The following is a 14,414-nucleotide window of genomic DNA, read 5'->3' as shown; positions in this document are numbered from 1 at the left end:
CAGCTACGGGTGCGAGGCTTTATTTTTCAAATGCCCAGCTGTAGCTGCCTGTCTGTTCAGTTTATTCCGTTTCCCCACTCAGTCGGTTCAAAAACTGGATGGCCCGTGGGCTGGTTGGCTGCTCTAGCACCTGATATGGCGTACCCTGCTCAATGATTACGCCCTGATCCATTAAGATTACATGGTCAGCAACCTCTGCCGCGAACTTCATTTCATGGGTGACAATAACCATCGTCATCCCTTCGGCAGCCAACTGCTTCATGACCTTGAGCACCTCACCTACCAACTCGGGATCAAGAGCAGAGGTCGGCTCGTCAAACAAAAGCACCTCAGGTTCGACCGCCATTGCCCGGGCAATACCGACCCGTTGCTGCTGTCCTCCCGACAATTGATGTGGATAGGATTCCGCTTTATCAGCCAATCCCACCTTCTTAAGCAGCTCCAATGCATGTTTGCGCGCTTCGTCCTTGCTCTTTTTCTGAACCGTGACTTGCCCCTCCATCACATTTTGTACGGCAGTCATATGCGGGAAGAGGTTGTAGGATTGAAATACCATCCCTGTCCGCTTACGCAGCGCCAAAATGTTTTCTTGCCGAAGCTTCGTCCCTTTCGTAAAATTCAGTGTAATATCACCTACCTGAATTTCTCCCTGGCCGGGAACCTCCAGCAAATTCAAGCAGCGTAAAAGCGTTGTTTTACCAGAACCGGAAGGACCGATAATTACAAGCACTTTCCCCTTATCCAACGTCACGTCAATCCCCTTAAGCACTTCCAGCGAGCCGAACGACTTGTGTATATTACGAATTTGGATCACCGGTACAATCTCCTTTATCTAACGGAAAAACGACTCAGACGCTTTTCCAAATAATTTTGCAGCACCGTCAATATCGTGCTAAATATCAGGTAAATAACCCCAGCCTCGGTATACACTAATAACGGTTCGTATGTGGTAGCTACAATCTGATTAGCCGTTCTGAACATTTCCACATAGGTGATAGTGGCAGCCAGTGAGGTATCCTTTACCAAACTGATGAATGAATTGGCAAGCGGAGGCACCGACACACGGGAAGCTTGGGGGAGCACGATCCGCCGCAGCACTTGCCAACGTGTCATCCCCAAGGAGTATCCTGCCTCCCATTGACCCTCCTGAATGGAAATAATAGCCGCACGCATAATTTCAGAGCTATAGGCCCCCACGCTGAGCGTAAAACCGATCACTGAAGCAATAAATGGGTCCAGTGTAATACCCACCGAAGGTAAACCATAGAAAATAATATACAATTGCACCAGCAAAGGAGTTCCTCGAATCACCCATACATAGAAGCCGAAAATCAGCTTAAGTATTCTCCATTTGGACAACCGGGCGAGCGCAGTAATCAGCGCCAGCACGAGTCCCAGAGCAAAAGAGATCAGCGTGAGCGGAATCGTAAAAGAAACCCCTGCTTTTAGCAGAGGTAATAATGAATCCATAATAATTTGTATTTGGCGATCATCCATTGTACAGACATCCTTTATTATTTGGACACATCGGCTCCAAAATATTTTTCAGAAATTTTCAGATACGTACCATCAGCCTTCATATCAGCCAACGCTTTGTTGACTGCCTTGATCAAATCTTCGCTGCCTTTATTAAATACAGCTGCACTGTGTGAAGCATCCGCAGATTCGTCCACCTTTTTGATCGGAGCATCAGGCTTTTGCTTTTTCAGATCCAGATAAGACAATCCGTCGTTGACGGTCGCATCTACCCGTTTGGAAGTGAGGAGATCAATAGCTTGGTTGAATCCTTCGGTTGCTACAATTTCCGCACCGTTGCTTTTTGCGATTTGAGTCAGGTTGCTAGTCAGGGATTGCCCTGCCTTTTTACCTTTTAGATCCGAAAATTTCTGGATGTCCGTATTATCTTCACTCACGATCAGAACTGCCTTAGAGACAATGTACGGATCGGAGAAATCATATTTTTGCTTGCGCTCATCTGTAATAGACACTTCATTGAATACTGCGTCAAACCGCTTGGAGTTCAAGCCTGCAAATATTCCGTCCCATTGCGTCTCGATAAATTCCGGTTGCACACCCAGGCGCTTACTTACTTCAGTTGCAATATCGACGTCAAAGCCTGTCAGTTTGCCAGCAGCATCATGGTAAGTAAACGGAGCATAGGTACCTTCCGTACCGATTCTCAGCTTGCCACTGGCTTTGACAGATTCAAGAGTAGCTGCAGCCGTTGTATCTGCTTTTCCATTATTAGAACCGTTCTCTCCAGTAGATGCATTATTCGTGCCCGCGCCTTTATCATTGTTGCCGCAAGCCGAAACCAGCAATGCCATCACGATGAATACAATCGGTAAAAAACTAAATTTTCTCATGTTATTCACACTCTTTCCCTTTTTCTTGATCACCTAGCGCAGGCTAGTCATTGAATAGTACATCATTCATTTTCGCGCGTCAATGCTTTTATCCAATAATCCCTATCCAAAATGTAAGTTATATTTTTTTATCATCTAAGGCTATTCTAGGTTGACTCAATCATAAGCAGGCTATTCATTTTCACTCCCCTCGCAGCAACTTTTTGTGTACCATTACATAAGAGATTTCGTATAATAGGTTTTAATATGCAGATTAGAAATATTTACCGGAGTGTGATCATGGATACCCAAAATTCAGCTTTATCTCCCGAAGGAAGGCACTCAGCCTGGGCTACCTTTACTTCACCTTTAAAGCAATCCAAAGCGTTCACCCTCTTGTGGCTTGGACATTGGATCGCTATGTTAGGAAGTTCTGTTACGACAGTCATTTTGCCACTGGTTATCTATTCTCTGACAGGCTCGACCACCATCATGGGATTGGCGATGACGGTTTATATGCTGCCAAACGTACTTATTCTTCCTTTCGCAGGAATGATCGTGGACAGAATTGACCGAATTCGCCTTCTTCTGTTCACGAATGTCGCCCGCTTTGGTCTGATGTTCGTTGCATCGGTGTTGATGTTTACGGACGGGATGAAGTTGCCGTTCCTATTCGTTGGCCTTGCGTTGTACGGATTGATGGATGGTATCTTTAATCCGGCTTATTCGGCCTTACGTGCACAAGTGTTCACACCGGACATCCGCAATGCTGCCAATGCGCTAAGTCAAATCAGTATACAAGCCGTTCGTCTACTCGGTCCTCCGCTAGGAGGCTTTATTGTATCCTTTTCCTCCCCAGGTGTCGGCTTTGGACTGGATTCTATCGCTTATCTGGTATCCTTTGCCTGTTTTTGGATGCTAAGTGCTCATTTGGCCTCCATCATCGGTAAACGTCAGGCCGATTCAGAACAGGAAGATCAGGGTGGACAACATTTTCTCAAGGATTTTATAGCAGGCTTTGCTATTCTCAGAAGTCATCCGTGGCTATGGATTACGATTCTCGCCTTTTCTTTCATTAATATCTGTTATTCAGGTATTATCGCTGTGCTCATCCCGTGGCTGTTCAAGGTTCATCATGGCTATAATCCAGTCGTATACGGCATTGCAATGGCAAGTAGTGGCATTGGTGCCATGCTGGGAGCCTTTGTGTATGGATCACGCAAGCATTGGAAACACCGCGGTCTGCTCGCTTACTTAGGAGCTTTTGTCAGCGGTCTCGCCTTACTGCTGTTGTCTATAGTCACCTGGATGCCAGGATTAATTATGAGCATGATGCTCGAAGGATTTGGCATTATGATTTTTGCGATTATCTGGGAGACAAGCCTGCAGGAATTAGTTCCCGCTGAATCCTTTGGACGTGTAGCCAGTCTGGATTTGATGTTTTCCTTTGCACTGCTTCCGGTCGGCTATCTGGCCGTAGGTGCCGTGGCGGACAAGCTTGGTGGTATCCTCACCATTGGTATGTTTGCAGCCATCGGCATGTGTATCGTGCTGGGCGTGCTAATTGTTCCTCATATCAGACGGTTTCAATAGGGGAATATGTAACCTTTTCTCAAAAAAAGCTGCTCCCACAGGTTCATTTGTGAACCTTGCGGAAGCAGCTTTTTTCCATTTTGACTCGCGTCCCATAGGACGAGTCTATTCAATAATTCGTAAAGTTAACCTCTGCTCCGTCCAACGGAACGGAAGATCAAGCTCACAATCACGACTAGCACAATCGCACCAATTAATGCAGGAACGATGTAGAACGATCCGATTTCAGGACCCCAGTCTCCCAGAATCAAGCTACCCAACCATCCACCGATAAAACCAGCGATGATGTTACCAATCACGCCACCCGGAACATCACGACCTGCGATAATTCCTGCCAACCAACCAATAATACCGCCAACAATCAATGCCCATAACCAACTCATTTTGCGTCACCTCGTTTAAGTTTTTATCGTTGTGTTCTATTATTAACCACTCGAACTCCTTTTGAACACACAGAGACCAATTGGTTAATATTACCACGCAATGGAACGCTGATTTGGGGGCTTGATATCATCCTACGTGCCTCCCAGATTATTTATGCTCTTTGTGTGAAAAGTGTGTCTCCTATTCGTTTATCCTTGTATTCCTGCTTTTTTTGTGCCATCCTCACATTATGGCTTCACTGAAGTCACTTCATGCATAAGTTACAAAAATAACAAATTATTAAGGAGTGACCCCCACTGGAGTGTCGAGTAGGATGTGCTGCATGTTGCATTGCCATTACGATTTCTTCCCCTATTCCCGGCATGCCAGACGGAAAACCTGCTGGTGTTCCATGCCCTCAGCTCACGCCTGATTACCGTTGCCAATTATTTGGAAAACCCGAGCGTCCTGCCGTATGCAGTGGCTTTCATGCGGATAAGGATACATGCGGAGACACTAATGAAAGAGCATTTGAGCTGCTGAGAGAGCTGGAGAAGTCCACTTTACCAAGTAAAACTTAAGGCGAACTCATTCGATATGAAGGAGAATTTTTGATTATGAATGTTATTGAAAAAAGAATTGCCGAATTGAAGCAGTACGGTCCCGATCTTACCACCCCCAAAGATATGGATTTATTTTGGGACAAAACACTGAGAGAAGTTTACGCCAAACCTGTACATGCATTCAAAACGCCCGTAGAAACACCGTATCCTCATATGATGGCCTATCGGGTCACTTTTGAGGGGGTCGATGATACGCCTCTGCATGCCTGGTATGTACGCCCCCGATATGCTGGGGATCAAAAACTGCCATGCATCGTTCTGTTTCATGGCTACACAGGCGGAAAGGGCTATCCTGAAGATTATTCATCTTGGCTAATGCTTGGTTTTGCTGTATTGGCGGTAGATGTTCGTGGTCAGGGAGGAGAAACGGGAGATCGTCGAAATGATCCACACGGAACCGTTAAAGGCTGGGTTACGAAAGGAATATTGGACAAGGATACCTGCTACTACAAAACGATTACAACTGATGCCCTTAGAGCCGTAGATTGGGCGGCGGAGCAGTCCGATGTCGATGCAGATAAAATCGCAATCAGTGGCGCCAGCCAGGGTGGTGGACTTGCATTAATGGTGGGTGTGCTCAGCGATAAAGCTGCTACTATAGTAGCGGATATTCCTAATATGTGTCATATGGATTTTGGCATGATGAATTCTACCAGTTCACTGACAGAAGCTGCCGAATTCGCAAACCGCTTCCCCGAGCATTTGGAGCAGGTACTACATACATTGAGTTATTTTGACGTGATGAATTTAGCTCATCGCATTCGTATCCCGGTCATGGTATCTGTAGGGTTGAAGGATACGGTGTGCATGCCAGAGACGATTTTTGCTGCTTATAACCGCATTGAATCACCAAAAACAATTGAAGTTTATCCGTTCACCGGACATTGGGTAGAAGGTTTCCATAGACGCAAGACGGCTGAATTTTTAGTTCAAATCTTAGCATTAGATTGAGTTAACAGTTTCCTCCGGTTCCGGTGCATAAAAAAAGAACACCACGCATCTATCTGCGTAATGTTCTTTCAACTGCATCGGAGCCAGTCCTGCTTACTCTGACAAGCTCCTCGACACTTCACAGCAAAGCATCTCTGCAAAGTTTACGATGCAGTTCGCTGTTCTGCTGCCGAATCCCCTGTCCATTTTCGCACCCAAACAAAATCCATAATCATCAGGCCAAACGGAATGAAGGATGCAAACATAATGAAAAGAGGCCGCCGTATAGACCAATGCAATGCGGTTTTTCCATAGATCAGAGCAACGAGGAGCAACAGAAAGCTCACCCGGTATATGTTACCAATCACCATAACCGCTTGGGTCATGCCCGCAGCTTGCAGCGGCTGGTGGGTGAATAGTATCGCCAAATACGCTATAGCTTGAATCCAGAGCATGAGCCGGACACGCCCCAAAGGTGTTCTTAACACAAATTCAATCCCCTCTCCATGAGCAGGAATGTTCTCTCATCCCTTATGCATCTTTTATTATAACGAAAAGATCCACAAACTCCAACCTATCCATTTTTGAATTTTGACCAAATGAGTTGTGTTTGATACAGTTGTGTAAGAGGTGATTATAAATGCTTAAACTGGGTATACTGGACCAATCTCATATTCCTGAAGGCGGTTCCGCTCAAGATGCATTGTCTAATACAACAGATTTAGCGCGTGAAGCTGATCAACTGGGGTACAGCCGCTATTGGGTATCCGAGCATCATGCGTCCAAAACACTAGCACACTCCAGTCCCGAGGTATTGATTGCCCATTTGGCCGCTCATACATCGCGTATTCGTGTGGGTTCAGGCGGTATTATGCTACCACACTACAGCGCATATAAAGTAGCTGAAAACTTCCGTCTGCTGGAGGCGCTCCACCCAGGACGCATTGACTTGGGGATTGGGCGTGCTCCAGGCGGCTTGCCGCTGGCTACTCGCGCTTTGCAGGAAGGGAAATACCAAGCTGTCGAACAATATCCACAGCAGATTCTAGATTTAATCGACTACTTCCATGATTCGGTGCCTGACAATCATCGGTTTGCTGGTCTTCACGCCTCCCCGATGATATCGACCGTTCCTGAATTATGGTTGCTTGGCTCCAGTGGGGAGAGCGCCAGATTGGCCGCGATGATGGGTGCCTCCTATGCCTTTGCCCAATTTTTCGGTACTCCGGGCGGCGTAGAAGCTACCGCGCGTTACCACGAGCAATTCATGCCTTCGATTTTAGGAGATAAGCCCCGCTCCATGGCGGCAGTTACGGTAGCCTGCGCTGAAACTGAAGAGGAAGCTGAGCAGCTGGCGTCCAGTGCTAGTTTGTATTTCCTTTTACTCATGCAGGGTAAAGAAATGAATTCTCTTCCATCGGTGAAAACAGCCATGTCCTATCCCTATACAGAATTTGATCGTGAGCGGCTGCGTCAGTCCGCAGCATGGCGTGTTGTTGGCACTCCTGAACAGTGCAAGGAACAGCTGCTGAGACTGGCTGAGCAGTATCGCACCGATGAGTTACTGGTCGTTTCATCGATTCATGACTTTGATAAGCGTGTTCAGTCCTATCGGCTGCTGGCCAAAGCTTTTAATTTGGTATAAACAGAAGGTTAAACATAGGCTAATTTTCAGCACATTAAAACCCCCGCCTGCCTATAATGGCAACAGCGGGGGTTTGTTGTAGAGGATCGGTTCATTAGAACCAACCCATCTGTACTATAGAAGTAGTGTAGACACTCACAAAAGTTGAATGTTGCATGGTACTTTGGTAGTATATCCAACGGAACAAAAGTATGAGTTGTTTACTTCTAAAGTTCCATCATCCATATACCAAAGGCTCATACGCTATACTTCATATCTTCAAAAGAGTGCAACCAAAAGTCCCATCTTTTTACTCGTTCCCAACTAAGTTTGTCATGGTTAAATTCTAGGGCTCTATGCCCCATACCAGCTTACCTTGCTGATATACGGTGCCGTGGTCCCAGTCTGCAAATGCTGTTTGGGTTGCTCCATAGGAGTAATCGTTAGTCTCATCAAAATTACTCCAATTCGCTGCGTGAATACGAGATTGAATTTCTCCGGTTTCGCCGCCGGGCTGAATCGTTCCCGCTCCATCTGTGAAGGAAATCTCCACATATTTATCAGCCTTGGACTTCGGATTTGGCAAAGTTACAAAAGTTGCTTTTACCTTTTCATTACCAATTCTGGCCCAGTCTACAAAAAACTGCTGAGCTTGTTTGCTCTCATCTGTGTAATAGTAGCGAATTTTCAGGTCACTCAACTTCACAGCTGTTTTTCCGGTATTTTTGATATTAAATTGAGGCCGGATTGCATTATCCTTGGCGTTCGTGTCATCAGTGCGATATTGAAGCACAATCCCTTCATTATTACCGCCTGGTGCACTTCCACTGTGATCGCCACCGTTGTTTCCACCATTGTTATTACTACCATTGTTGCCATCTCCGCCGCTATTTCCGCCGTTGCTTCCTCCACCATGATTGCTGGAGCCTTCCAGAATCGCCTGTTTTACAAATTTACCGGAAGCCGTTAATTGCGAATCAGGCCATCCACCCTTGCGGTCTGCACCAGGCAACAGGGCAGCAGAGGTCTCATTTTTGTCGGAAAGCGACCAATTGGCCCAACTGATTTTGCGACTGGCCATAAAATCAGTCCATACTTTGGATTCATTCAGGAACGGACCACCGTTACCCGAAGCGTCACTTGTACCCCACTCGGTAGCAAAAATGCCTACACCTTTGTTCAGGGCATAATCAATCCGATCACGTAAAGATTGTCCATGTGTACCTGCATAGAAATGCACGGTATACATTGTATTTTTATCTGTAAGCGGATGGTCTGCTGCATCATGTACATCCTGACTCCAAGTACCTGTTCCTACAATAATAATATTATCCGGGTCTTTAGCTCGAATAACCTGAGATACCTCAGATGCATAAGGTCGGATTTGATTGTTCCAGTTTACATTCCCATTCGGCTCATTAGCAAGTTCATAGATTACGTTAGGCAAATGACCGTACTTAGTGGAAAATTCATTAAAGAAAGCTTTGGCTTCATTTTTATGAGTGTTCGGATCGCCATCTGAGAGAATGTGCCAGTCAATAATGACGTACAGGCCCAGTTTCTGTGCTGCCTCAATTGCTTCCTTCACTTTATTTTTCAATGAAGGGTTGGCAATATAACCATTTTCTTCAGTGTACAACGCAACTCGAAACACGGAAATGCCCCAATCGTCCCGTAACCATTTCATAGTGTCCTGATTCACCAGATCCCCAAACCACTGAACGCCATGAGAACTAATGCCCTTGAGCTGTACAGGTTGTCCATTTTTATCCACCAGTTTACCGTTCTTTACTGAAAGTTGTCCGTAACGTTCCACAGGGGTCGTCCCGGCCGCCTCTGCTGTCGGCGCATTCCAGTTGAAGCCATTCGTTAACGTCAATAGCAACACTGCTGTTAACATTACTGCTACTCTTTTTGCGATCCTTGGCAGGACCCATTGCCCGTTCATCATTTACACATTCCTTCCTTTTAATAAAGTAGATAAGACTTATCAGTACGTTGTTCTCCGCTTTTTCGCCCCCTCTTTTATACAATAAAAGGATCAGGTCCAACATTCGATGTCACTTACCTGTATATGGATGCTACTACTATTATAGTTAGTTTCATTTTACATTTCGACTTTATCCCAGAAAATGAATAAGAAGTCACGGTTTTGAGATATGTACCCCTTAGTTGGCTACTATAGAGTACTGAAGGGACAAAAGTCTCATTTACTTATTAAGTTTAACCTAAAAAAAGACTGCTTCCCGATGCCTAGGCTCGGTACAGCAGTCTTATCATGATCTTATATGTGATCAGATAATATTAACAATTCGTCTTAATGTATGATGTCCCTATTACCCCTTAGCGGCAGCTTGAGGTTCTTGGGTTGCCTGATCTTCGTTCATATCGCCGCCATCCGTCGCTTGATCTGTCAGTACAGTCTCAGATGAGTTACCCATTACCTTGTCTATAAGTTGTAGCCAAGGTTCTTCACTGCCTCCACAACTCTCAATATCACCGAGCAGGGACTCTAGCGTGGTTCCTTCTTCTGGCAAATCAATAACTAAACTGTCTTCGTCAACTTGGATGGTGCAGCAGGTTTTCATTGTAAATCCCTCGCTTAATTCTTATTTGAGCATGCAGTATGCTTGCTCAGATGGGATGAACTCCCACGGATCCAGGGATAAGCCTTTTGAATCCGTCTGAAATTATAAACCTAATGCATCCCAATTGCAATGAACAAACCTTGAATTTTTAAGAATTAGCGAATCAATTCAAACATTCAGCAAGCTCTGTAAAAATTACTCCAAGCGCATAAGCCCCCGCATCTGGATAACCAAGGCTTCTCTCTCCGACCGCTCCGGCACGTCCCATACGCGCCACAATGTTTTCTGTCTTTTTGGCCCCTAGTACAGCGGCCTGAGCACCTCGTACAAAGGCTGCCTTCACGTCAACATTTGATTTCGCGCTCTCTACCCAGCTATCCGCACATGGCACTAATGCATCAATAAGCGTTTTATCACCAACGACGGCTCCTCTGCCGAAAGAACGTTCGCCTGTCGACTGTATGCCTTGCACCGTAGCCTGCATCAGATCTGCGAATTCGGTAACGGTGAGCTCGTTTCTTTCGCCCGCAGAGCGTGCTGCTGCGCGAAATGCCGAGCCCCAGATCGGGCCCGAAGCACCGCCGCAGTATTCCATGATGACGAGCGAGCATGAATGTAGAAAGGTTCCCATCGTCAAAGAATCTTGGTTTAGGATGTCGCTCCATTCCCGTTTCAGCTGACGAAATCCCTTCGCAACACTCATGCCAAAGTCACCATCGCCGGCATGAGAATCAAGCTCGCAGAAAGGCACCTCATTCTTGATGATAACCTCACTCATTTTGTCAACCAGGTAGATCAGATTGTTCAACGTAATCTTGCTATCCTCAATAATTGCAAAGGCAGGAGCGGTTTCCACCTCGAAAGATACTTGCCGATTTTCGTCTGCTACAGTTGAAAGCTCCGTGAATTCAACATGATCAACAGGTCCAGACACTTTGAACGCCGGCGCGTTGCTTTCATGGGAAAGTAGCGTTTTCAACTCGCCGTCCAGCTTCATGATCGAAACTGTGATGCCCGCCATATCGATACTTGTCATATAATTGTTGACGAAAGCTCGATTGATCTTGATTCCCTTCGCTGCTAGTTCGCGAGTGACCGCATAATTGAAAAGATACAGTTCTTGCAGAGGCGTACCGCCAAAACCATTGATCAGCAGTGCAATTTCTCCGCTGAATCCGTTTTCGATCTGCATGTCTCGAAGGAGGTCGGTTACCATTCTGCGTGCCAGCGTATCCGCATCTGTCAGCTTCTCGCGTCTGATTCCAGGCTCGCCGTGAATGCCAACGCCGTATTCGATTTCATCAGGCCCGAGCTCAAACGTTGGCGAGCCCTTCGCCGGCACGGTGCACGACGTCAATGCAAATCCGATACTGCGTACATTCGCAGCGGCTTTCTCCGCCACTGCTTTGACTTCCGCCAGACTACGGCCCTCTTCTGCTGCTGCACCCGCGATCTTATGCACAAGTACCGTGCCCGCTACACCGCGTCGTCCGACCGTATATAGACTGTCTTCTACAGCGATGTCATCTTCAACCTTTACATAGTCCACTTCCAAACCATCTTCAGCAGCCAAATGGGCGCCGTTTCTAAAATTCATGATATCACCGCTGTAGTTTTTGATAATCAGCAGTGTGCCTTTTTCCCCAGCGGTTGCTCGAATGGCCTGATACACTTGAATTTGCGAAGGAGAGGCAAAAACATCACCACAGACCGCCGCATCGAGCATCCCTTTGCCGACAAAGCCGGCGTGAGCGGGCTCGTGCCCACTGCCGCCGCCGCTGATGAGCGTTACTTTCTCCGTGTTCAGTTCCTTTTTCTTGAGCACTTTATATTTTGGTAGAAATTCCAACTCGGGATGCGCGAGCGCAATACCGCTGCACATCTCAAGAACCAAGTTTTCCGTACGGTTGATGACCTTTTTCATGCTATTTTACCTCCGCTTTGTACTGGCTGCCGATCCGGTCGGCCGCAGCAATTGCCGCTGCAACCTGCTCCACCGTGATCGGAAACGGCATGGCATGAATCGATTCCTCCTCAATGCAGGCTTTAGCAGCTACTTCCATGAGTTCTTCCCGGCTGATATGATCGACACCGATATCGGCCAAGCAGACCGGCAAACCGATGGTTAAACAGAAATCCAGTACCTGATGTAATTCTTCCGTCGGTGCGTTTTCGAGCACCAACTGTGCGATCGTACCGAATGCGACTTTTTCTCCATGATAATAATGATGCGTGCCTTCCAAAATGGTGAGTCCATCATGAATCGCATGGGCCGCAGCAAGTCCGCCGCTTTCGAAGCCAAGACCTGAGAGTAAAATATTAGTTTCAATGATATTTTCGAGTGCTTGTGTAACTTGATTTTCATCGCATGCCGCTTTTGCTTTGGCACCGTCTTTTAAGAGTATTTCATAGCATAACGTTGCAAGTGCCAACGCCGCATTCGTACCTACGGCTGGCGCACACTGTCCCTCGCGTACTCCATTAGGCAGTCCAGCGTTGACCCTGGAGTAAGAGCGGGAGGTCCCACGGGCTTCAAAGTATGTCGACAGTGCATCACCCATACCTGATACGAGGAATCGGGTTGGTGCATTGGCAATTACAGTGGTGTCGACTAATACGACACTCGGGCTTTGTTTAAAATAGGCGTAATCGTCGAAAGCACCTTCTGGAGTATAAAGAACGGCCGAGTGACTTGTCGGCGCATCCGTCGCAGCAATCGTCGGACAGATGATAAGCGCTTCTCCTTGTGCCACACATTTCGCCGCATCAATCGCTTTGCCGCCGCCGAGACCAACGATGCAATCACATCCATTCGCAGTGGCGATTTCCTGAAGTCTAGACACTTCCTGTCTGGAGCACTCACCCATAAAACCGCTTTCAACAAAGGTTACGTTATACTTTTCCGTAGTGGAATCAAGCTTATCTTTCACCCGCTCCATATCGGCTGGATGCGCGATCAGTAAGGCAGATTTGCCGAAGGTGCTCACATAGTAACCCAAATTTAACAATTCGTTTTCACCTTGTACATATTTGCTTGGGCTGATAAAAGCTTTTCTCATCTATAATTCCTCCCTTTATTGTGTTGGTTTCGTTCTGATTTAAACTATAAACGAACCATGTGAACTTTACATTGGAGGAATCAAGGAATATATTATAATTTGCAATTGTATTTTTTTGCACTGAAGCATGTGAATTGTACTTTTTTGTTGTTGCTTACAGGATAATTTACCATTAAGGGATGAGAATCTTGATACGTGAACATTTGAGCATCCAGAAAATCTTTGATTTGGAAAAGTGGGAGCAGTTGCAGGATTCATTAGCATCCGTTACCAAATTAGCCATTCTCACCGTCGATTATAGAGGGAATCCCGTAACTAGCCACAGCCAATGTCAATCGTTCTGCAAGAAGGTTCGCCAAGATGAGAATCTCCTTCCCTACTGCCAAAAATGTGACTCTCGTGGTGGACTTGAGGCCGTACGTTCCAACAAACCTTACATTTATCTCTGTCATTATGACATCGTTGACATCGCGGTACCGATCATTATCGACGATAAATACATCGGCGCCGTCATGGCAGGCCAGGTTCGCCTAGCTGATCCTTCGAGCGCTTTACAGCTGGAACAGATCCTCACGTCAAAAAATGAAAAGCTGTACAGTTCCAAATGGGAGGAACTTAAGGACTACTATGCCGATCTGCCGACGATGACTTATCAGGAAATTCAGATGATCTCCAACATGTTATCCTTATTGTGTAATTATATTGTTGAAGAAGCGATGAACAAAAATCTTCTCGCGGAAATGTTCGAAAAGGCTTCGGCCATAGAATCCACTCCGCAGTTGTCCGAGATCCTTCCTGGCTACTCGCTGAAGCATATCGAAAGCCTTAAGAAAGAAATGAATAATATCTTAGCAGATGCCTATCTGAACTCCTCAGGGGATGAGGATATTCCGTGCGGAAATCCTGTACTCAAACCCGCTTTTGAATATATTTATGAGCACAAGGGTGAAACTTTCTCTCTAAAAGCCATGGCTGACTTGTGTCACATTAGTCCGAGTTATTTTAGTCGGCTGTTTGCGAAAGAAACGGGTGAGAACTTTTCCAGCTATCTGTCCCGCTTAAAGATGAAATGGGCGAAGCAGCTGCTCGAAGCCACAGATATTCCGGTATCCCAGATCAGTAGCGAGCTTGGCTTCAATGAGCCGGGGTATTTTATTAAAATATTCAAAAAATATGAAGGCACAACACCTGCGGTGTACCGAAAGTATTACAAGGGATAAATAAACGAAAAAACAGATGATTCATGGGTATATGTTACCATGATCATCTGTTCATAATGTTCTTGCCTA

General features: G+C 46.1%; 14 protein-coding genes. 5 read left to right on the top strand and 9 right to left on the bottom strand.

Annotation, left to right across the window (positions count from 1 at the left end; genetic code table 11):
• Positions 1-61 precede the first annotated feature (61 nt).
• Genes C0638_RS14840 through C0638_RS14830 form a run of 3 tightly spaced genes read right to left on the bottom strand, consistent with a single transcriptional unit; the run spans position 62 to position 2,366 of the window.
• Positions 62-814 carry an amino acid ABC transporter ATP-binding protein gene (locus C0638_RS14840; RefSeq protein ID WP_040103112.1) on the bottom strand — a complete coding sequence of 251 codons (753 nt, stop codon included), beginning with the start codon at positions 812-814 and terminating at the stop codon, positions 62-64.
• 14 nt (positions 815-828) lie between these two features.
• Entirely contained in the window at positions 829-1,497 is a 669-nt protein-coding gene (locus C0638_RS14835) for an amino acid ABC transporter permease (RefSeq protein WP_058710405.1), read from the bottom strand.
• Between the two features lie 17 nt (positions 1,498-1,514).
• Positions 1,515-2,366, bottom strand: a complete 852-nt coding sequence (locus C0638_RS14830; RefSeq protein ID WP_013372528.1) for an amino acid ABC transporter substrate-binding protein — start codon at positions 2,364-2,366, stop codon at positions 1,515-1,517.
• Positions 2,367-2,645: 279 nt separating this feature from the next.
• On the opposite strand from C0638_RS14830, the gene C0638_RS14825 reads away from it, so the two are divergent.
• On the top strand, positions 2,646-3,938 hold the full coding sequence (locus tag C0638_RS14825) for an MFS transporter (protein WP_058710406.1): 1,293 nt from the start codon (positions 2,646-2,648) through the stop codon (positions 3,936-3,938).
• A 125-nt stretch (positions 3,939-4,063) separates the two neighbouring features.
• Here C0638_RS14825 and C0638_RS14820 read toward each other — a convergent pair whose 3' ends face one another.
• Positions 4,064-4,321: a GlsB/YeaQ/YmgE family stress response membrane protein gene (locus C0638_RS14820; protein ID WP_013372531.1), complete on the bottom strand. Its 258-nt coding sequence runs from the start codon at positions 4,319-4,321 to the stop codon at positions 4,064-4,066.
• Between the two features lie 297 nt (positions 4,322-4,618).
• On the opposite strand from C0638_RS14820, the gene C0638_RS25705 reads away from it, so the two are divergent.
• Positions 4,619-4,882: a YkgJ family cysteine cluster protein gene (locus tag C0638_RS25705; RefSeq protein ID WP_209446902.1), complete on the top strand. Its 264-nt coding sequence runs from the start codon at positions 4,619-4,621 to the stop codon at positions 4,880-4,882.
• Between the two features lie 36 nt (positions 4,883-4,918).
• Positions 4,919-5,875 (top strand): acetylxylan esterase, encoded by a 957-nt coding sequence (locus C0638_RS14810; protein ID WP_058710407.1) that lies wholly within the window; start codon positions 4,919-4,921, stop codon positions 5,873-5,875.
• A gap of 143 nt (positions 5,876-6,018) precedes the next feature.
• On the opposite strand, the gene C0638_RS14805 is transcribed toward C0638_RS14810, so the two are convergent.
• A complete protein-coding gene (locus C0638_RS14805) occupies positions 6,019-6,342 on the bottom strand; it encodes a DUF3817 domain-containing protein (protein ID WP_016324638.1) in 324 nt (107 codons plus the stop codon).
• Between the two features lie 152 nt (positions 6,343-6,494).
• Between C0638_RS14805 and C0638_RS14800 the strand changes: the two genes are divergently transcribed.
• On the top strand, positions 6,495-7,499 hold the full coding sequence (locus C0638_RS14800) for an LLM class flavin-dependent oxidoreductase (RefSeq protein WP_013372535.1): 1,005 nt from the start codon (positions 6,495-6,497) through the stop codon (positions 7,497-7,499).
• Between the two features lie 325 nt (positions 7,500-7,824).
• Here C0638_RS14800 and C0638_RS14795 read toward each other — a convergent pair whose 3' ends face one another.
• From C0638_RS14795 to C0638_RS14780, 4 genes are all read right to left on the bottom strand, one after another.
• Positions 7,825-9,429: a cellulase family glycosylhydrolase gene (locus C0638_RS14795; protein WP_058710408.1), complete on the bottom strand. Its 1,605-nt coding sequence runs from the start codon at positions 9,427-9,429 to the stop codon at positions 7,825-7,827.
• A gap of 385 nt (positions 9,430-9,814) precedes the next feature.
• The gene (locus tag C0638_RS14790; RefSeq protein WP_013372537.1) at positions 9,815-10,066 is read right to left on the bottom strand and encodes a hypothetical protein; all 252 of its coding nucleotides are present in this window, start codon (positions 10,064-10,066) and stop codon (positions 9,815-9,817) included.
• Positions 10,067-10,229: 163 nt separating this feature from the next.
• Positions 10,230-11,990 carry a dihydroxyacetone kinase subunit DhaK gene (gene dhaK, locus C0638_RS14785; protein WP_082689606.1) on the bottom strand — a complete coding sequence of 587 codons (1,761 nt, stop codon included), beginning with the start codon at positions 11,988-11,990 and terminating at the stop codon, positions 10,230-10,232.
• Position 11,991: 1 nt separating this feature from the next.
• The gene (locus tag C0638_RS14780; RefSeq protein WP_058710409.1) at positions 11,992-13,125 is read right to left on the bottom strand and encodes a glycerol dehydrogenase; all 1,134 of its coding nucleotides are present in this window, start codon (positions 13,123-13,125) and stop codon (positions 11,992-11,994) included.
• A gap of 188 nt (positions 13,126-13,313) precedes the next feature.
• Here C0638_RS14780 and C0638_RS14775 point away from each other — a divergent pair, with 188 nt between their 5' ends.
• Complete coding sequence (locus tag C0638_RS14775) at positions 13,314-14,345, top strand: PocR ligand-binding domain-containing protein (protein ID WP_025676099.1); 1,032 nt, start codon at positions 13,314-13,316, stop codon at positions 14,343-14,345.
• The last annotated feature ends 69 nt before the right edge of the window (positions 14,346-14,414 follow it).

Source organism: Paenibacillus sp. lzh-N1 (genome assembly GCF_002872435.1).
Taxonomy (GTDB): Bacteria; Bacillota; Bacilli; order Paenibacillales; family Paenibacillaceae; genus Paenibacillus; species Paenibacillus polymyxa_C.
This window is presented reverse-complemented; position numbering and strand designations above follow the sequence as displayed.